Consider the following 20,473-nt stretch of genomic DNA (forward strand, 5'->3'; position numbering starts at 1 on the left):
GTGTCACAAGAAGAGCAATTTTGGTCTCGTTTTTTAGAATTAGCTCAATTACAACTAAAAGATAGTGCCTATGATTTTTTTGTCGCTGATTCAAAATTAGTCAAAATCGATGGAGAGACTGCTACCATTTATCTTGATGGAAATTATAAAGAATTATTTTGGGAAACAAATCTAAAAAATGCTTTGATCACAGCCAGCTTTGAAGTCTACAATACAGATTTGAAGTTCCATTTCGTTTTTGAAGATACCGAAGAAATTCCTAGCAATCATAGCAGTGAGAATAGGAGATTATCTTCAGGTAGCTTAACAACCGAACCGTTGCCTAAAATTGATACAGGTCTGAAATCAAAGTACACCTTTGATAATTTTGTGCAAGGGGATGGAAATATTTGGGCGAAAGCGCTTGCAGTTTCTGAAAATCTTGCAACAACTTACAACCCTCTCTTTATCTATGGTGGACCAGGGCTTGGAAAGACTCACCTATTGAACGCAATTGGAAATCAAATCCTAGAAAATATTCCAAATGCACGGGTTAAGTATGTTCCAGCAGAAACCTTTATTAATGAATTTTTAGAACACCTTCGATTAGGAGAAATGAAGACTTTCAAGAATACCTATCGAAGTTTAGATCTTTTATTGATTGATGATATCCAGTCACTTGGTGGTAAAAAAGTCACGACTCAAGAGGAATTTTTTAATACATTTAATGCCCTTCATAGCGACAACAAACAGATTGTTCTAACAAGCGATCGAAGTCCGGATCATTTAGATAGTCTTGAAGAGCGGTTGGTTACTCGTTTCAAATGGGGACTAACTCAAAATATAACACCGCCTGATTTTGAAACTCGGATTGCCATCTTACGAAATAAAATTGAAGATCTAGACTATATTTTTCCTAATGACACATTAGAATATCTAGCTGGTCAGTTTGATTCAAATGTCCGAGACTTAGAAGGTGCCTTAAATGATATTTCTTTAATGGCGAAGGTTAAGAAACTAAAAGAAATTACGATCGATGTTGCAGCTGAAGCTATTCGAGCTCGTAAAAACGATAATAGCAAGACGCTTGTTATTCCCATTGAAAAAATTCAGGAAGCAGTTGGAGCCTTCTATGGAGTCAGTGTAAAAGAGATCAAAGGTTCTCGAAGAGTTCAGAATATTGTCCTAGCACGACAAGTGGCTATGTATCTTTCAAGAGAGATGACGGACAACTCACTGCCTCGAATCGGAAAAGAATTCGGTGGGAAAGACCACACGACTGTCATTCATGCCTATGAAAAAATCAAAAGTATGGTCGATACAGATGATAATCTTCGACTCGAAATTCAAAGTATCAAGAAAAAATTAAATTAATCTGTGGATAACTTTCTCTAAACTTCTAGGGATTATGCACAATTTTTAAACAAGTAACTTTTCAAGTCATAGACAGGATTCTGAGAGTTTTCCACAACTTCCACACAACCTACTATTACTATTAACTTACTAATCATAAAATAAATAAAAGGAATGACCATGATAAATTTTTCTATTAACAAAACTTTATTTTTACAAGCACTAAATACTACAAAAAGAGCGATCAGTTCAAAAAATGCTATCCCAATCCTTTCCACGATTAAAATTGATGTAACTCCAGAAGGAGTTGCCTTATCTGGATCGAATGGCCAAATTTCGATTGAAAACTTTATTTCTATCAAAGATGAAAATGCTGGTTTATTAGTGACCTCTCCAGGTTCTATTTTATTGGAAGCAACTTTCTTTATTAATGTGGTTTCAAGTTTACCAGATGTTACTTTAGATTTTAAAGAGATTGAACAAAAACAGGTTCTTTTAACAAGTGGAAAATCAGAAATTACACTTAAAGGAAAAGATGCAGATCAATATCCACGTATTCAAGAAATTGCTGCAAGTAATCCATTAGTTTTGGAAACAAAATTATTAAAACAATTAATTAATGAAACGGCATTTGCAGCAAGTGTACAAGAAAGTCGGCCAATTTTGACAGGTGTTCACTTTGTTCTATCGGATAATAAAGAGCTAAAAACAGTAGCAACAGACTCTCACCGTATGAGTCAAAAAGTGATTACACTGGATAAAAATGGAGACAACTTTGATGTTGTCATCCCAAGTCGCTCTCTTCGTGAATTCACCTCTGTTTTTTCTGATGATATTGAAACAGTTGAAGTTTTCTTTGCTAACAATCAAATTCTATTTAGAAGTGAACACATTAGTTTCTATACCCGTTTGCTAGAAGGAAATTATCCTGATACAGACCGTCTCATTCCAATAGAATTCAATACAGAGGCAACCTTCAATGTAGCCAACCTTCGATTTGCAATGGAGCGTGCTCGTCTTCTTTCAAATGCGACTCAAAACGGAACGGTTAAATTAGAGTTCAAAAATGGAGTGGTTTCTTCCCACGTTCATTCACCAGAAGTTGGGCGAGTAAATGAAGAGATCGATACGAGCGCCGTTTCAGGAGAGGATCTGTCCATTAGCTTTAATCCAACTTATTTGATTGAGGCGCTCAAAGCTATTGACAGTGAACAAGTTGTTATTCGTTTTATTTCTTCTGTTAGACCGTTTACATTGGTTCCAGAAGGAAATGAACAAGGGTTCATTCAATTGATTACGCCAGTTCGCACAAATTAACAAAGGTGAATCATGTATACGTTAGGTGATTTTGTAGAAATGAAAAAGCCTCACGCTTGTGTGATTAAAGAAACAGGCAAGAAGGCAAATCGTTGGGAAATTACGCGACTTGGTGCAGACATAAAAATCAAATGTAGCAATTGTGATCATGTGGTCATGATGAGTCGCCATGATTTTGAACAAAAAATGAAGAAAGTACTATAAAAGGTTCAGTCACATATGTGACTGAACCTTTTCGATTATTTTAATTCTTCAAATTTTCCATTTTTAACTTCTTTGAAACCAATAGATTTAAAAGATTTTAAGATACTTTCATAGCTAATATAGTCAATTTTGCTACTTTTTTGTTCAGTGATTAATTTTTTTTCTTGCAATACTTTTAAATCTGCTTTTGTATAATCAATAGTCGTTTTTTCTACAAAATATTCATCTTTATATTCTGCGGAATGAGAGTACCCTTTTACATCTTTGAATTCTTCATCGTAACTAGCAATGAGATTTTTTATTTCATCCTTTGACACACCAGCTCCTTTGTAATAAACTGTACTTACAGAATCAGTACTGATTAGTTTATCTCCCTGATGTTTTATGGTAATACGAACGTCTGATTTTCTATCTTGATTAATACTTTGAATATAAGTTTTTTCTACTGATTTTCCACAAGCACCCAATAGCAAGAGAGAAAAAATCGCAACAAAAGAAAGAAGAATAGATTTCCAATTTAGTTTTTTCATAATAAAACTCCTTTATCATTAATAGTTTGATTATAACATATTTTTTTATTTAGTAAAGGTTACACTTTAGTAATAATTCAGAATTTCTTTTCATCACTTGTCTTTTGAATTATGTTATAATGAAAAAGATTGAAATTTGAACGGAGAAAAAGAAAAATGGCATTAACAGCAGGTATCGTTGGCTTACCAAATGTTGGTAAATCAACCCTTTTTAACGCAATTACAAAGGCCGGAGCAGAGGCCGCAAACTATCCCTTTGCAACTATTGATCCTAATGTCGGAATGGTAGAAGTTCCAGATGAACGACTTCAAAAATTAACTGAAATGATTACTCCTAAGAAGACAGTTCCTACAACGTTTGAATTTACAGATATTGCTGGGATTGTGAAAGGGGCTTCTAAAGGAGAAGGACTTGGGAATAAATTCTTGGCTAACATCCGTGAAGTAGATGCCATTGTCCATGTGGTACGTGCTTTTGATGATGAAAATGTCATGCGGGAGCAAGGTCGTGAAGATGCCTTTGTCGATCCACTGGCAGATATTGATACCATCAATTTAGAATTAATTTTAGCCGACTTAGAGTCTGTTAATAAACGTTATGCGCGTGTAGAAAAAATTGCTCGCACACAAAAAGATAAAGATTCTGTTGCTGAATTTAATGTTCTACAAAAAATCAAACCAGTTCTTGAAGATGGTAAATCAGCTCGTACCATTGAATTCACAGAGGAAGAACAAAAAGTGGTGAAGGGACTTTTCCTTTTGACTACCAAACCAGTTCTTTATGTAGCAAATGTGGATGAAGATGTTGTTGCAGATCCAGATTCTATCGAGTATGTGAAGCAAATTCGTGACTTTGCGGCAACAGAAAATGCGGAAGTAGTTGTGATTTCTGCGCGTGCTGAGGAAGAAATTTCTGAACTGGATGATGCAGATAAACAAGAATTTTTAGAGGCGATTGGCCTAACAGAGTCTGGAGTTGATAAACTTACGCGTGCAGCTTACCATTTATTGGGACTTGGTACTTATTTCACAGCTGGTGAAAAAGAAGTGCGTGCTTGGACTTTCAAACGTGGCATGAAAGCTCCTCAAGCAGCTGGAATCATCCACTCTGATTTTGAAAAAGGATTTATTCGTGCTGTGACCATGTCCTATGATGATTTGGTTAAATACGGTTCTGAAAAGGCTGTAAAAGAAGCAGGACGTTTGCGCGAAGAAGGAAAAGAATATGTTGTCCAAGATGGGGACATCATGGAATTCCGTTTTAATGTATAAGAGAGTTAAAAAGATGTAAAGGTTGGAAAAAATATTTCCAACCCTTTTAGTGTTTTGAAAGGAAAGAGATGACGAAATTAATTGTTGGATTGGGAAATCCAGGTGATAAGTATGTTGAAACCAAACACAATGTAGGCTTTATGTTAGTTGATCAAATGGCAAAGTCTTTAAATCTTACTTTCTCCCATGATAAGCTTTTTCAAGCTGATATCGCCTCAACATTTTTGAATGGCGAAAAGGTCTATTTTGTAAAGCCAACCACTTTCATGAATGAAAGTGGAAAAGCAGTCCATGCCCTTCTGACTTATTATGGTCTGGATATTGAAGATCTTTTGGTTATTTACGATGATTTAGATATGGAAGTTGGCAAGATTCGTCTTCGAGCTAAAGGATCAGCTGGAGGTCATAACGGAATCAAATCGATTATCAATCATATTGGAACTCAGACTTTTTATCGAATTAAGATTGGAATTGGAAGACCTAAGCAGGGCATGTCAGTTGTTCATCATGTCTTAGGAAAATTTGATAAAGACGATTACATCACTATTCTACAAACAATCGATCGAGTAGAAGAAGCGGTTAACGATTACTTGGTAGAAGAAAATTTTGAAAGAAGCATGCAGAAATACAACGGGTAAGTAGATGAATGTAATTGATTTAGTGAGTCAAAACTCCAACCTTCTATCCTGGCAACAAGGTTTGCAGAAAACTAATAGGGAATTGATCTTAGGATTGTCTGCGACTACAAAGGCTATTGTAATGGCTTCAGCCTTTGATTCTATTGAAAAAGCAGTCCTCATCACTTCCAGTTATAACGAAGCGGAACGATTGGCCAGTGATTTTATTGCTTTACTTGGAGAGGAAAAAGTCCATACATTTTTGGGAGATGATAACCCTTTAGCAGAATTTGTTTTTGCTTCACAAGAAAGGCAATTTGCACGATTAGAGGCTTTGAACTTTTTATGTCAAAAGGATCGTCAAGGTATCCTTGTGACCAATGTGAGTGGTATAAAACTACTATTACCTTCTCCTAAAGTTTTTGCATCTAGCATTTTTCAATTGAAGGTTGGTCAAGAAATAGACTTAACTACTATGAGTGAAACATTACAGAAGATTGGCTATCAAAAGGTAAGCCAAGTTTTGCAACAGGGAGAGTTTAGTCTACGAGGAGATATTTTAGATATCTTTGAGATCGACCAACTCCAACCTTATCGGATTGAATTTTTCGGAGATGAGATTGATGGAATCCGAATCTTTGACCCAGAAAGTCAGCGTTCTGTTGAAAATGTTGAAGAAGTTCAACTGAAGGCAGTGAGTGATCTATTATTGCAAGAGGAAGATTTTATCCGTGGTCAGCAGCAAATAGAACAATTGCAAGAACAGAGCGCGAATGAAGAATTTAAATCTTATCTAGCAGAAATTCTGGGAGATATTTCTCAAAGGAAACTCCATCCGGATCTTAGAAAATTTATTAGTTTCTTTTATGAGAGACAATATACCCTATTCGATTATCTCCCTAAACACACTCCTGTCTTTCTGGATGATTATCAAAAAATAGCAGATCAAATAGCGAGATTTGAACTAGATACAGCTAATCTCTTGACGGAAGATTTACATAAAAATAGAACTTCTTCTCGCCAAGTGTATTTTGCAGACACCAGTACAACATTACGAAAATATACGCCTGCAACTTATTTTTCAAACTTTCAAAAAGGATTGGGAAATCTGAAGTTTGATCATTTATATCAATTCAATCAATATCCCATGCAGGAGTTTTTTGGACAATTTGATTTACTAAAAGAGGAAATTGAACGGTATCGAAAATCAAACTATACTGTTATTGTCCAAGCAACTTCTCATCACAATCTTCAACAGCTCCATAAAAATTTAGAAGAGTATGGGATTCGATTGGATTATATTGATGGAGATGCGATCATTCCTCAAGCTAGTCAATTAGTTGTTGGAGAATTAGCTCACGGTTTTCAATTTGTTGATGAAAAAATTGTCTACATTACAGAATCAGAGATTTATCAGAAAAAGATCAAACGAAAGATTCGCAGGCAAAATATTTCCAATGCAGAACGTCTAAAAAATTATAATGAACTAGAAAAAGGGGACTATGTTGTTCACCAAGTTCATGGTATTGGTCAATATTTGGGAATTGAAACGATTGAAATTTCGGGTGTCCATCGTGATTATGTTTCAATTCAATATCAAAATGGAGATCGCATTTCGATTCCTGTCGATCAGATTCAGATGTTGTCCAAATACGTTGCAAGTGATGGAAAAACGCCAAAAATTAATAAGTTAAACGATGGGCGTTTCCAAAAAACGAAGCAAAGGGTTCAGACACAGGTGGAGGACATTGCGGATGATTTGATAAAACTCTATGCGGAGCGTAGTCAATTAGAAGGCTTTGCTTATTCTTCAGATGATGAAAATCAAGAGGCTTTTGAACAAGATTTTCCATATATTGAAACAGATGATCAATTACGTTCCATTGAAGAAATCAAAAAAGATATGGAATCAAATCGTCCGATGGACCGATTGCTGGTTGGAGACGTCGGTTTTGGGAAAACAGAGGTCGCTATGCGAGCAGCCTTTAAGGCAGTAAATGATCATAAACAAGTAGCAGTGCTGGTTCCTACCACTGTTCTTGCCCAACAACATTATGCCAATTTTAAGGAGCGTTTTGAATCTTTTGCAGTAGAGGTTGCTGTTTTAAGTCGTTTCCAGAGTAAGGCAGAGCAGAAAGAAACGCTTGAAAAGTTGAAAAAAGGACGAGTGGATATTATTATTGGAACTCACCGGCTCTTGTCCAAAGATGTTGTTTTTTCAGACTTAGGTTTAATTGTGATCGATGAAGAACAACGTTTTGGAGTGAAGCATAAAGAAACCTTGAAAGAATTGAAAAAAAAGGTGGATGTGCTTACCTTGACAGCTACCCCTATACCTCGAACTCTTCACATGTCTATGCTAGGAATTCGAGATTTGTCTGTCATTGAAACACCTCCGACCAATCGATATCCTGTGCAAACTTTTGTACTAGAGACCAATCCAACTATTATTCGAGATGCTGTGTTGCGGGAGATGGATCGTGGAGGTCAAGTGTACTATCTTTATAACAAGGTAGATACGATTGAGCAAAAAGTATCCGAGTTAAAAGAGTTGATTCCAGAGGCTTCGATTGGCTTTGTTCATGGCCAAATGAGTGAAGTTCGCTTAGAAAATACCTTGTTGGATTTCATTAATGGCGAATACGATGTCTTAGTGACGACAACCATTATTGAGACAGGTGTGGATATTCCAAATGCCAATACACTCTTTATTGAAAATGCGGATCATATGGGACTTTCAACGCTTTATCAACTAAGAGGTCGTGTAGGAAGAAGCAATCGAATTGCTTATGCTTATTTGATGTATCGTCCAGACAAATCTCTTACAGAAGTGTCTGAAAAACGTTTAGAAGCTATTAAAGGTTTTACTGAGTTGGGGTCTGGATTTAAAATTGCTATGCGAGATCTATCGATCCGTGGAGCAGGGAATATCCTTGGAGCTTCTCAATCTGGTTTCATCGATTCAGTTGGTTTTGAAATGTATTCTCAATTGTTAGAAGAAGCTATTGCTAAGAAACAAGGTCAAGAGCATCGCAGGCAAAAGAGCAATGCAGAGTTGAACCTTCAAATAGATGCATATTTACCTAATGAATATATTTCAGATCAACGTCAAAAAATTGAAATTTACAAACAAATTCGTGAAATAAATTCTGCGACGGACTATGAATACTTGCAAGATGAATTGATTGATCGTTTTGGAGAATACCCAGATGTTGTCGCCTACCTACTTGAAATTGGTTTAGTGAAAGCTTACTTGGATCAAGTCTTTGTCCGTCTTGTTGAGAGAAAACAACAAAAAGTGACAGTGAAATTTGAACCTATTGCCAAACAACTGTTTTTAACACAGGATTATTTCAAAGCTCTATCAATGACACAGTTAAAGGCACAGATTGCAGAAGAAAAAGGATTGATTGAAGTGATCTTTGACATTCGAAATAAGAAAGATTTTGAAATTTTAGAAGCTCTGAAGCAATTTGGTCAAACCTTATTGGAAATTAAACAGGAAAAAGAAGAGAACTAGCAGTTCTTAGCTCATTTTTCGCATTTTATGTATAAAAAATGATACAATACTATGTTAGAGGTGACAGTATGAGATTAGATAAATATTTAAAAGTTTCTCGCATTATTAAGCGTCGTCCTGTTGCAAAGGAAGTTGCAGATAAAGGGCGAATCAAAGTCAATGGAGTATTAGCCAAAAGTTCAACGGATTTGAAAGTGAATGATCAAATTGAAGTTCGTTTTGGAAATAAAGTATTGACGGTTAAAGTCTTGGAAATGTTGGATAGTACAAAAAAAGAAGATGCATCCAAAATGTACGAAATAATTAGTGAAACAAGGATAGAAGAAGATGCCTAAAAATATCGTTCAAATGAACAATAAATATATCAAAGACGAAAGCCAGCGAAAACGTTTTTTAGAAGAAGAAAGAAAAAAACGCAATCGTTTTATGGGACTCGTCTTGATATTGGTCATGTTACTGTTTATTCTTCCAACATATAATTTAGCCCAGAGCTATCAATCACTACAAGATAAAAAAGAACAATACAAACAGTTGGAAAAAGAGTATAAAGAAACAAGTGAACAAAAAGAATACCAACAAGACATCGCTAAAAAATTAAAAGACGATGATTATGCAACAAAATATGCACGCGCTAAGTATTCTTTTTCAAAAGATGGTGAATATGTTTATACCATCCCAGATTTACTCCCACAATAACCGATGGAAAATATCTTACAAACAGTTAAACAATTTCTTGAATTTTCGGATGAAAAATTAGAGGAATTAAAAAAGAAAAACCAAATGATCAAACTTCAAAAGGATGAAAATGAAAGGAATACAGGTGTCTAAACGATTTCTGCTCCTATTGTTAGTTCCAATTTTATTTATTGGGTCTCAAGCAGCGAGTATTGAGCAGTCTGAGTCTTCTCAGACAATGGCTCATCCATCAGAACTTTATTTTTCTTCAATTCCAGCGAACCCTAATGTCTATCGCAAAATTTCTGTTTTTTCTGATCCTCAGTTGAAAAAAGCAAAAGGAGAAATTCTCCCCAACACACCGTTTACAATCGAACAACTCTTTGTAAATGATGAAGGGAAAGCTGTTTTTAAAATAGCAGATAAAGGATATGTATTAGCAGATTCTTCTGTCATTTTTTCTGATGTTGTGCAAGAAACACAAGAAAAAAAACAAGACATGTGGCTAAAACCTGGTTTTAAAGTGTATGACCGACCCTTAATAAATGGTGCAAAAGAAAAAAATACACCTCTTTCTCCTTATACAAAAGTGACAGTCTTACGTACAGCTAAGACTTTACGAGATGAGTTTGTGGAGATTGAAGGTCAGGGCTGGGTGAACAAAGCATTCGTTACTGAAAAAGATAATCGAATGGAAAAAGTCCAGGACTTGTTAAATAGTAAATACAATTCTCCTTCGTATGGAATCTATGTAAAACAATTAACGACTGGAAATACTGCTGGAATCAATCCGCAAAAAGAAATGTATTCTGCTAGTGTCACAAAATTACCATACTTGTACTATGTCCAAGAACAGCTTAATAAAAAAGCCATTTCTCCAACTACAACCTACAAATATATTCCAGAAGTCAATGATTTTAAAGGTGGCTATGAACCAGAAGGAAGTGGTAGCCTTTCAAAAACACCAGATGGAAAAGAATACAGTGTTCAAGAGTTGGTAGATAAAATTGCAAAAGAATCAGATAATGTTGGACATAATATCTTGAATTATTATGTCACTCATCAATCAGATCAAGACTTCCAAAAAATTTTGGATAAAATTGCAAAGAAACATTGGGATGTTGAAAAAAGAGAAGCATCCGCTGAAATGGCTGGCAATGTCATGGAGGCTATCTATCAACAAAATGGCCCTATTATTGATGCACTCTCCTCGACAAAATATGATGATCAACGGATTGCGCGTGACATTCCAGTAAAAGTTGCTCATAAAATTGGAGATGCCTATGATTTTAGACATGATGTTGCGATTGTATACACAAATTCACCCTATGTAATAGCCATTTTTACAGATCATTCGAATTATGATACGATTTCCAACATTTCAAAAGATATCTATGAGGTATTGAAATAATGGAAAAGCGATTTTTAGAGTTTTGTGAAAAACAAGATCTATTTACTCCCCATCGCCGTGTTTTGGTTGCCTTATCTGGTGGATTGGATTCAATGAATCTGTATGAACTTTTATATAAGAATAAAGAACGATTGAAAATCCATCTGGTACTCGCTCATGTCAATCATGGACAAAGACCAGAATCAGATTTAGAAGAAAGTGAACTTCGAACGCTAGCTGATAGGCGAGAGACACGTATTCATGTGGCTCACTATTCGGGTGATTTTACAGAAGCAAAAGCTCGTACCTTTCGTTATGATTTTTTTAAACAGATTATGGAGAAAGAGGATTGCACCGCTTTAGTAACAGGTCATCATGCAAACGATCAAGCTGAAACAACTTTCATGCGCTTGATACGAGGAACTAAATTACGTCACTTAAGTGGCATTTCTGTACGCCAACCATTTGGCAAGGGTGAGCTAATCCGTCCTTTGTTAACTTTTACCAAAGATGAGTTGATGAAAATCCCTCACTTTGAAGATAGTAGCAATGACTCACAGGATTATTTTCGCAATCGTGTACGCCATCAATACCTTCCAGAATTTGAAAAAGAAAATCCTCAAATACAAGCAAGTCTTCGTTATTTAGCAGAGGAAGTGACTCATTGGCACCAAGCATTGAAAGAATTGACTAGCGAGTTAACCATTCAAGATTTAGCTTCTTTTAGAACGTATTCTGATTCTGTACAATCATTCTTATTAGAAGAGTATCTGGCACAATTTCCAGATTTGCAACTTGGTAGGGTACAGTTTCAAGAATTATTAAATTTACTGCGAAAAAAAAGAAATTGCGTTCATTATTTAAAGTCGAATTATGAACTACATCAAGAATATGATTTCTTTGAAATACAAAAAATCAGTCAAAAGTCTGATGACCACCCCCTCCCGCTTTTGTTAGAATTTGGGAATATCTTTGAAATTGCAAATTATAAACTATCTTTTGGACAACCATTAGTAGGGGAAAATGTAAAAATTCTTTCTGTTTCACGCGAAAGCCCCATCTTAATTAGAGGGAGAAAGGAAGGAGATCAGCTGCTTATTAATGGCCACCATCAAAAATTAAGACGGTGGTTTATCAACCAGAAAATTCCAATTTCTCTTCGGGAAAAGGCTCTCATTATAGAACAAAATCATAATATTCTTTCTGTAGTGGGATTGGTAACGAGTGATTTGAGTCAACCCTCAAAAAGTGGTATAATGAAAGATAGTCTTTATATTCAAAAAATAGATAGGTAAAAACATGTTAGAAAAAGATATAAAAAAAGTATTGGTTTCACATGATGAAATTGTAGAAGCAGCAAAGAAATTGGGTGAAACCCTAACAAAAGAGTACCAAGGAAAAAATCCAATTTTTGTTGGGATTTTGAAAGGCTCTGTTCCATTTATGGCAGAGTTGATCAATCACGTGGATACACATATTGAATTGGATTTTATGCTGGTTTCAAGTTATCATGGTGGGACAGCAAGCTCAGGTATTATTAATATTATCAAGGATATCGACCAAGATATTACTGGTAGAGATATTTTATTTGTAGAAGATATTATCGATACAGGTAAAACCCTCAAGAGTCTAAAAGAACTCTTTGAAGAACGAAATGCGGCATCTGTAAAGATTGCTACCTTACTGGATAAACCTGAGGGACGTTTGGTTGAGATTGAAGCAGATTACACCTGCTTTACGATTCCAAATGAGTTTGTTGTAGGATATGGTTTAGACTATGATGAAAATTATCGTAACCTACCCTATGTTGGTGTATTAAAAGAGGAAGTGTACTCAAAATAGAGGAGACTAGATGAATAACAGAAAAAATAACGGTTTTGTTCGAAATCCATTTCTGTATTTGTTGATTATTGTAGCAGCTGTGACAGGATTCCAGTACTTTTTTGCGGGTAATGGAGTTGGTCAAAGTCAGCAAATCAACTACACAGAATTGGTCAAAGAAATTAAAAATGATAATGTCAAAACGATCAGTTACCAACCAAATGGTAGTGTGATTGAAATTGCAGGGACCTATAATAAAGCAAAAGAATCAAAAGAAGATACAGGAATTCAATTTTTTACCCCAAGTGTTCAAAAAGTATCTCGCTTTACTAGTGTCATCCTTCCATCTGATATCACCGTCAATGAATTACAAAAATTAGCAGCTGACCACAAAGCAGAAATCACCATCAAGCGTGAGAGCTCAAGTGGAATGTGGATAACAATTCTCACTTCAATTGTTCCATTTGTTATCGTCATGTTCTTCTTCTTCTCAATGATGAACCAAGGCGGTGGCGGAGGTGCCCGCGGTGCCATGAACTTTGGTCGTAATAAAGCCCGTGCTGCTAATAAAGAAGATATAAAAGTTCGTTTTTCAGATGTAGCAGGGGCTGAAGAAGAAAAACAAGAACTTGTTGAAGTTGTTGAATTTTTAAAAGATCCAAAACGCTTTACTAAATTAGGTGCAAGAATCCCAGCAGGAGTGCTTCTTGAAGGCCCTCCGGGAACTGGTAAAACACTTTTAGCAAAAGCAGTAGCTGGTGAAGCTGGGGTGCCATTCTTCAGTATCTCTGGTTCTGACTTCGTTGAAATGTTTGTCGGAGTCGGTGCTAGCCGGGTTCGTTCACTTTTTGAAGATGCTAAAAAAGCAGCACCAGCCATTATCTTTATCGATGAAATTGATGCTGTTGGGCGCCAACGTGGTGTAGGTCTTGGTGGCGGAAATGATGAACGTGAGCAAACCCTCAACCAACTCTTGATTGAGATGGATGGTTTTGAAGGTAACGAAGGAATCATTGTTATCGCAGCAACAAACCGTTCGGATGTCCTTGACCCTGCCCTTCTTCGTCCTGGCCGTTTTGACCGTAAAGTATTAGTTGGACGTCCAGATGTGAAAGGTCGTGAGGCGATTCTTCGTGTTCACGCTAAGAATAAGCCACTTGCTCAAGACGTCGACTTGAAATTGGTTGCTCAACAGACACCAGGATTTGTCGGTGCTGATCTCGAAAATGTTTTGAACGAAGCGACCTTGGTTGCAAGACGTCGAAATAAAAAAGTAATTGATGTTGCAGATATCGATGAAGCAGAAGATCGTGTTATTGCAGGTCCATCTAAGAAAGATCGGACGATTTCACAAAAAGAACGTGAAATGGTTGCTTATCACGAAGCTGGTCATACGATCGTTGGTCTGGTCTTATCAAATGCTCGTGTGGTTCATAAAGTTACCATTGTTCCACGTGGTCGCGCAGGCGGTTACATGATTGCCCTTCCTAAAGAAGATCAAATGTTACTTTCTAAAGAAGACATGAAAGAACAATTAGCAGGGCTCATGGGAGGACGTGTTGCCGAAGAAATTATTTTTAATTCGCAAACAACAGGTGCTTCAAATGACTTCGAACAAGCAACCCAAATGGCGCGTGCGATGATAACAGAATATGGTATGAGTGAAAAACTTGGACCTGTTCAATATGAAGGAAATCATGCAATGTTTGGTGCTCAAAGCCCACAAAAAATGATTTCAGAACAAACGGCTTACGAAATTGACGAAGAAGTTCGTGGTCTGTTGAATGAAGCCCGTAATAAAGCTGCGGAAATTATTCAAGGAAATAGAGAGACGCATAAACTGATTGCTGAAGCTCTATTAAAATATGAAACCTTGGATAGTGTTCAAATTAAATCATTATACGAAACAGGAAAAATGCCCGAAAATTCAGAGCATGAATTAGAAGAAGAAGCAAAACCTTTATCATATGATGAAATTAAGTCAAAATTAGAAGAAAACAACTAATTTAAAAGAAGGAAAATATTTCCTTCTTTTTTTATAAAAAAAGTGTTGACAGAGTAAAAATATTCTGTATAATAGAATATGTTGTAAAAATGGTCCGTTGGTCAAGGGGTTAAGACACCGCCTTTTCACGGCGGTAACACGGGTTCGAATCCCGTACGGACTATCGATAAACTGTCACCAAGTGGCAGTTTTTTTGTGTATTTGGACAAAATAGTTAAAAATAATAACCAAATAGTTAAAAAAACGTGCAGAATAGAAAAAAAGTCCAATGGGCTTCTTTATTTTTATAAAATACAGATAAAAGTAAAGGAGAGCTTATGGAATTTAATAAAATGTATCAAAAAGTAAAATATATCGTAAGAAAATGTGAAAAAGAATATTATATTCAATTATGGGAAAAAGACGATTGGGAACAGGAAGGTCAGCTAACTCTATTTGAACTTTATCAAAAAAATCCTGAAATAGAAACAAATGAAGAGTTGCTTTATACATATTTTAAAACAAAATTTAGAAATCATATTAAAGATAAAATAAGACAACAGGAAAGTGATAAAAGAAAAATTAATAGACTTCCATATATTGAAATTGGAGAAATTAGCCACAGAATTTCATCAAGAAAAATATATTTAGATGAACTGGTTGTTTTAAGAGATTCTTTAAAACGTTTTAAAGAAAAATTAACAGTAAAAGAAAAAGAACAATATGAAGCATTACTAGCAAACAGAAGATGTCTAGGAAAAACAAAAATGAAAAAGAAATTAGAGGACTATTTAAAGGATTTTAAAAATTCAATTTAAAAACTGAAAGTTAAGAGTGTTTAAATGAACTTTCAAGAAAGTAAAAATTTTTGAAAAAAAGTATTGACAGTAGGGGAAGGTCATGATATACTAATATAGTTGTCGCGCGAGAGCGACAAAGGCCTTTGAAAACTGAACAAGACGAACCAATGTGCAGGGCACTATAACTGAGGTTATAGTAACTGAACAATAAAGAAACAATAAATCTGTCAGTGACAGAATGAGTTTAAGACAAACAATTATTTTAATGAGAGTTTGATCCTGGCTCAGGATGAACGCTGGCGGCGTGCCTAATACATGCAAGTAGAACGCTGAAGGAGGAGCTTGCTCTTCTGGAAGAGTTGCGAACGGGTGAGTAACGCGTAGGTAACCTGCCTCTTAGCGGGGGATAACTATTGGAAACGATAGCTAATACCGCATAAAAGTCGACATTGCATGATGTTGACTTGAAAGGTGCAACTGCATCACTAAGAGATGGACCTGCGTTGTATTAGCTAGTTGGTGAGGTAACGGCTCACCAAGGCGACGATACATAGCCGACCTGAGAGGGTGATCGGCCACACTGGGACTGAGACACGGCCCAGACTCCTACGGGAGGCGCAGTAGGGAATCTTCGGCAATGGGGGCAACCCTGACCGAGCAACGCCGCGTGAGTGAAGAAGGTTTTCGGATCGTAAAGCTCTGTTGTAAGAGAAGAACGAGTGTGAGAGTGGAAAGTTCACGCTGTGACGGTATCTTACCAGAAAGGGACGGCTAACTACGTGCCAGCGTACGCGGTAATACGTAGGTCCCGAGCGTTATCCGGATTTATTGGGCGTAAAGCGAGCGCAGGCGGTTAGATAAGTCTGAAGTTAAAGGCTGTGGCTTAACCATAGTACGCTTTGGAAACTGTTTAACTTGAGTGCAGAAGGGGAGAGTGGAATTCCATGTGTAGCGGTGAAATGCGTAGATATATGGAGGAACACCGGTGGCGAAAGCGGCTCTCTGGTCTGTAACTGACGCTGAGGCTCGAAAGCGTGGGGAGCAAACAGGATTAGATACCCTGGTAGTCCACGCCGTAAACGATGAGTGCTAGGTGTTGGGTCCTTTCCGGGACTCAGTGCCGCAGCCTAACGCATTAAGCACTCCGCCTGGGGAGTACGACCGCAAGGTTGAAACTCAAAGGAATTGACGGGGGCCCGCACAAGCGGTGGAGCATGTGGTTTAATTCGAAGCAACGCGAAGAACCTTACCAGGTCTTGACATCCCTCTGACCGCTCTAGAGATAGAGTTTTCCTTCGGGACAGAGGTGACAGGTGGTGCATGGTTGTCGTCAGCTCGTGTCGTGAGATGTTGGGTTAAGTCCCGCAACGAGCGCAACCCCTATTGTTAGTTGCCATCATTGAGTTGGGCACTCTAGCGAGACTGCCGGTAATAAACCGGAGGAAGGTGGGGATGACGTCAAATCATCATGCCCCTTATGACCTGGGCTACACACGTGCTACAATGGCTGGTACAACGAGTCGCGAGTCGGTGACGGCAAGCTAATCTCTTAAAGCCAGTCTCAGTTCGGATTGTAGGTCGCAACTCGCCTACATGAAGTCGGAATCGCTAGTAATCGCGGATCAGCACGCCGCGGTGAATACGTTCCCGGGCCTTGTACACACCGCCCGTCACACCACGAGAGTTTGTAACACCCGAAGTCGGTGAGGTAACCATTTGGAGCCAGCCGCCTAAGGTGGGATAGATGATTGGGGTGAAGTCGTAACAAGGTAGCCGTATCGGAAGGTGCGGCTGGATCACCTCCTTTCTAAGGAAAAGGAAACCTGTACGTTGGTCTTGTTTAGTTTTGAGAGGTCTTGTGGGGCCTTAGCTCAGCTGGGAGAGCGCCTGCTTTGCACGCAGGAGGTCAGCGGTTCGATCCCGCTAGGCTCCATTAACACTATAAGGGTGTTAAGATTGAACATTGAAAATTGAATATCTATATCAAATAGTAACAAGAAAATAAACCGAAACGCTGTAAATATTTAAAGAGTTTAGGTCGCAAGACCAAAAATAAGGTTAAGTTAATAAGGGCGCACGGTGGATGCCTTGGCACTAGAAGCCGAAGAAGGACGTGACAAACGACGAAATGCTTTGGGGAGCTGTAAGTAAGCGACGATCCAGAGATGTCCGAATGGGGGAACCCACTAGCTAATGGCTAGTACTCCTATCTGTTAAGGATAGGTAGAGGAAGACGCAGTGAACTGAAACATCTAAGTAGCGCAGGAAGAGAAAGCAAAAGCGATTGCCTGAGTAGCGGCGAGCGAAACGGCAGGAGGGCAAACCGAAGAGTTTACTCTTCGGGGTTGTAGGACTGCAACGTGGACTTAAAGATTATAGAAGAATGACATGGGAAGGTCAGCCAAAGAGAGTAAGAGCCTCGTATTCGAAATAGTCTTTATACCTAGCAGTATCCTGAGTACGGCGGGACACGAGAAATCCCGTCGGAATCTGGGAGGACCATCTCCCAACCCTAAATACTCTCTAGTGACCGATAGTGAACCAGTACCGTGAGGGAAAGGTGAAAAGCACCCCGGGAGGGGAGTGAAATAGAACCTGAAACCGTGTGCCTACAACAAGTTCGAGCCCGTTAATGGGTGAGAGCGTGCCTTTTGTAGAATGAACCGGCGAGTTACGATATGATGCGAGGTTAAGTTGAAGAGACGGAGCCGTAGGGAAACCGAGTCTGAATAGGGCGCAATAGTATTATGTCGTAGACCCGAAACCATGTGACCTACCCATGAGCAGGTTGAAGGTGAGGTAAAACTCACTGGAGGACCGAACCAGGGCACGTTGAAAAGTGCTTGGATGACTTGTGGGTAGCGGAGAAATTCCAAACGAACTTGGAGATAGCTGGTTCTCTCCGAAATAGCTTTAGGGCTAGCGTCGACATTAAGATTCTTGGAGGTAGAGCACTGTTTGGGTGAGGGGTCCATCCCGGATTACCAATCTCAGATAAACTCCGAATGCCAATGAATTATGGTCGGCAGTCAGACTGCGAGTGCTAAGATCCGTAGTCGAAAGGGAAACAGCCCAGACCACCAGCTAAGGTCCCAAAATAATTGTTAAGTGGAAAAGGATGTGGGGTTGCACAGACAACTAGGATGTTAGCTTAGAAGCGACTATTCATTCAAAGAGTGCGTAATAGCTCACTAGTCGAGTGACCCTGCGCCGAAAATGTACCGGGGCTAAAACAATTTACCGAAGCTGTGGATACCTTTATAGGTATGGTAGGAGAGCGTTCTATGTGTGGAGAAGGTGTACCGTGAGGAGCGCTGGAACGCATAGAAGTGAGAATGCCGGTATGAGTAGCGAAAGACAGGTGAGAATCCTGTCCACCGTAAGACTAAGGTTTCCAGGGGAAGGCTCGTCCGCCCTGGGTTAGTCGGGACCTAAGGAGAGACCGAAAGGTGTATCCGATGGACAACAGGTTGATATTCCTGTACTAGAGTATGTAGTGAAGGAGGGACGCAGTAGGCTAACTAAAGCGTGCGACTGGAAGTGCACGTCTAAGCAGTGAGGTGTGAATTGAGTTAAATGCTTAATTCTATAACATTGAGCTGTGATGGGGAGCGAAGTTTAGTAGCGAAGTTAGTGACGTCACACTGCCAAGAAAAGCTTCTAGCGTTAATCATACTCTACCCGTACCGCAAACCGACACAGGTAGTCGAGGCGAGTAGCCTCAGGTGAGCGAGAGAACTCTCGTTAAGGAACTCGGCAAAATGACCCCGTAACTTCGGGAGAAGGGGTGCTGGCTTAAAGTCAGCCGCAGTGAATAGGCCCAAGCAACTGTTTATCAAAAACACAGCTCTCTGCTAAATCGTAAGATGATGTATAGGGGGTGACGCCTGCCCGGTGCTGGAAGGTTAAGAGGAGTGCTTAGAGGTAACTCGAAGGTATGAATTGAAGCCCCAGTAAACGGCGGCCGTAACTATAACGGTCCTAAGGTAGCGAAATTCCTTGTCGGGTAAGTTCCGACCCGCACGAAAGGCGTAATGATTTGGGCACTGTCTCAACGAGAGACTCGGTGAAATTTTAGTACCTGTGAAGATGCAGGTTACCCGCGACAGGACGGAAAGACCCCATGGAGCTTTACTGCAGTTTGATATTGAGTGTCTGTACCACATGTACAGGATAGGTAGGAGCCATTGATATCGGGACGCCAGTTTCGATGGAGGCGTTGTTGGGATACTACCCTTGTGTTATGGCCACTCTAACCCGGTAGGTTAATCATCTACGGAGACAGTGTCTGACGGGCAGTTTGACTGGGGCGGTCGCCTCCTAAAAGGTAACGGAGGCGCCCAAAGGTTCCCTCAGAATGGTTGGAAATCATTCGCAGAGTGTAAAGGTATAAGGGAGCTTGACTGCGAGAGCTACAACTCGAGCAGGGACGAAAGTCGGGCTTAGTGATCCGGTGGTTCCGTATGGAAGGGCCATCGCTCAACGGATAAAAGCTACCCTGGGGATAACAGGCTTATCTCCCCCAAGAGTTCACATCGACGGGGAGGTTTGGCACCTCGATGTCGGCTCGTCGCATCCTGGGGCTGTAGTCGGTCCCAAGGGTTGGGCTGTTCGCCCATTAAAGCGGCACGCGAGCTGGGTTCAGAACGTCGTGAGACAGTTCGGTCCCTATCCGTCGCGGGCGTAGGAAATTTGAGAGGATCTGCTCCTAGTACGAGAGGACCAGAGTGGACTTACCGCTGGTGTACCAGTTGTCTCGCCAGAGGCATCGCTGGGTAGCTATGTAGGGAAGGGATAAACGCTGAAAGCATCTAAGTGTGAAACCCACCTCAAGATGAGATTTCCCATGATTTTATATCAGTAAGAGCCCTGAGAGAAGATCAGGTAGATAGGTTAGGAGTGGAAGTTGTGTGAGCAATGGAGCGGACTAATACTAATAGCTCGAGGACTTATCCAAAGAGTCAGAAGATATTGACAACGAAAGGTTAACTTGTTAGAATATAGATGTTCA

At 39.0% G+C, this 20,473-nt stretch carries 15 protein-coding genes, 2 tRNA genes and 2 rRNA genes; 18 read left to right on the forward strand and 1 reads right to left on the reverse strand.

What is annotated here, in order from left to right:
- From dnaA to AB4X21_RS00015, 3 genes are all read left to right on the forward strand, one after another.
- Nucleotides 1-1,353 (forward strand): chromosomal replication initiator protein DnaA, encoded by a 1,353-nt coding sequence (gene dnaA, locus AB4X21_RS00005; RefSeq protein ID WP_369087943.1) that lies wholly within the window; start codon nt 1-3, stop codon nt 1,351-1,353.
- 159 nt (nt 1,354-1,512) lie between these two features.
- Nucleotides 1,513-2,649: a DNA polymerase III subunit beta gene (dnaN, locus tag AB4X21_RS00010; protein ID WP_369087944.1), complete on the forward strand. Its 1,137-nt coding sequence runs from the start codon at nt 1,513-1,515 to the stop codon at nt 2,647-2,649.
- 12 nt (nt 2,650-2,661) lie between these two features.
- Nucleotides 2,662-2,853 carry a DUF951 domain-containing protein gene (locus tag AB4X21_RS00015; protein WP_003002008.1) on the forward strand — a complete coding sequence of 64 codons (192 nt, stop codon included), beginning with the start codon at nt 2,662-2,664 and terminating at the stop codon, nt 2,851-2,853.
- A gap of 35 nt (nt 2,854-2,888) precedes the next feature.
- Here the strand turns inward: AB4X21_RS00015 and AB4X21_RS00020 are convergent, their stop codons facing one another.
- A complete protein-coding gene (locus AB4X21_RS00020; RefSeq protein ID WP_155127517.1) occupies nt 2,889-3,383 on the reverse strand; it encodes a DUF1307 domain-containing protein in 495 nt (164 codons plus the stop codon).
- Nucleotides 3,384-3,539: 156 nt separating this feature from the next.
- Here AB4X21_RS00020 and ychF point away from each other — a divergent pair, with 156 nt between their 5' ends.
- The 15 genes from ychF (at nt 3,540) to AB4X21_RS00095 (ending at nt 20,419) form a co-directional block, all read left to right on the forward strand.
- Complete coding sequence (ychF, locus tag AB4X21_RS00025) at nt 3,540-4,655, forward strand: redox-regulated ATPase YchF (protein WP_003010773.1); 1,116 nt, start codon at nt 3,540-3,542, stop codon at nt 4,653-4,655.
- 68 nt (nt 4,656-4,723) lie between these two features.
- A complete protein-coding gene (gene pth / locus AB4X21_RS00030; protein WP_369087945.1) occupies nt 4,724-5,293 on the forward strand; it encodes an aminoacyl-tRNA hydrolase in 570 nt (189 codons plus the stop codon).
- Nucleotides 5,294-5,297: 4 nt separating this feature from the next.
- Nucleotides 5,298-8,792, forward strand: a complete 3,495-nt coding sequence (gene mfd / locus AB4X21_RS00035) for a transcription-repair coupling factor (RefSeq protein WP_369087946.1) — start codon at nt 5,298-5,300, stop codon at nt 8,790-8,792.
- 68 nt (nt 8,793-8,860) lie between these two features.
- A complete protein-coding gene (locus AB4X21_RS00040) occupies nt 8,861-9,127 on the forward strand; it encodes an RNA-binding S4 domain-containing protein (RefSeq protein ID WP_003002258.1) in 267 nt (88 codons plus the stop codon).
- Entirely contained in the window at nt 9,120-9,488 is a 369-nt protein-coding gene (locus AB4X21_RS00045; RefSeq protein WP_003010764.1) for a septum formation initiator family protein, read from the forward strand. The genes AB4X21_RS00040 and AB4X21_RS00045 overlap by 8 nt, the downstream gene beginning before the upstream one ends.
- Before the next feature lie 3 nt (nt 9,489-9,491).
- Nucleotides 9,492-9,620 carry an SP_0009 family protein gene (locus tag AB4X21_RS00050; protein WP_003002204.1) on the forward strand — a complete coding sequence of 43 codons (129 nt, stop codon included), beginning with the start codon at nt 9,492-9,494 and terminating at the stop codon, nt 9,618-9,620.
- Nucleotides 9,592-10,878 carry a serine hydrolase gene (locus AB4X21_RS00055; protein ID WP_369087947.1) on the forward strand — a complete coding sequence of 429 codons (1,287 nt, stop codon included), beginning with the start codon at nt 9,592-9,594 and terminating at the stop codon, nt 10,876-10,878. Before AB4X21_RS00050 ends, AB4X21_RS00055 begins: the two co-directional genes overlap by 29 nt.
- Nucleotides 10,878-12,152, forward strand: coding sequence for a tRNA lysidine(34) synthetase TilS (gene tilS, locus AB4X21_RS00060; protein WP_320911050.1), 1,275 nt, complete (start codon nt 10,878-10,880; stop codon nt 12,150-12,152). Before AB4X21_RS00055 ends, tilS begins: the two co-directional genes overlap by 1 nt.
- Nucleotides 12,153-12,156: 4 nt before the next feature.
- Nucleotides 12,157-12,699: a hypoxanthine phosphoribosyltransferase gene (gene hpt, locus AB4X21_RS00065; protein ID WP_003018402.1), complete on the forward strand. Its 543-nt coding sequence runs from the start codon at nt 12,157-12,159 to the stop codon at nt 12,697-12,699.
- 10 nt (nt 12,700-12,709) lie between these two features.
- Nucleotides 12,710-14,683, forward strand: a complete 1,974-nt coding sequence (ftsH, locus tag AB4X21_RS00070) for an ATP-dependent zinc metalloprotease FtsH (RefSeq protein ID WP_369087948.1) — start codon at nt 12,710-12,712, stop codon at nt 14,681-14,683.
- Between the two features lie 91 nt (nt 14,684-14,774).
- A tRNA-Glu gene (locus AB4X21_RS00075) sits at nt 14,775-14,846 on the forward strand.
- 154 nt (nt 14,847-15,000) lie between these two features.
- Nucleotides 15,001-15,480: a sigma-70 family RNA polymerase sigma factor gene (locus AB4X21_RS00080; RefSeq protein WP_320911049.1), complete on the forward strand. Its 480-nt coding sequence runs from the start codon at nt 15,001-15,003 to the stop codon at nt 15,478-15,480.
- 243 nt (nt 15,481-15,723) lie between these two features.
- A 16S ribosomal RNA gene (locus AB4X21_RS00085) occupies nt 15,724-17,269 on the forward strand.
- Between the two features lie 53 nt (nt 17,270-17,322).
- Nucleotides 17,323-17,395: transfer RNA gene (locus tag AB4X21_RS00090), tRNA-Ala, on the forward strand.
- Between the two features lie 123 nt (nt 17,396-17,518).
- Nucleotides 17,519-20,419, forward strand: a 23S ribosomal RNA gene (locus tag AB4X21_RS00095).
- Together the 16S and 23S rRNA genes with 1 tRNA gene alongside form the textbook arrangement of a ribosomal RNA operon.
- The last annotated feature ends 54 nt before the right edge of the window (nt 20,420-20,473 follow it).

Origin of the sequence: Streptococcus sp. CP1998, assembly GCF_041026655.1 — a bacterium.
Taxonomy (GTDB): Bacteria; Bacillota; Bacilli; order Lactobacillales; family Streptococcaceae; genus Streptococcus; species Streptococcus dentalis.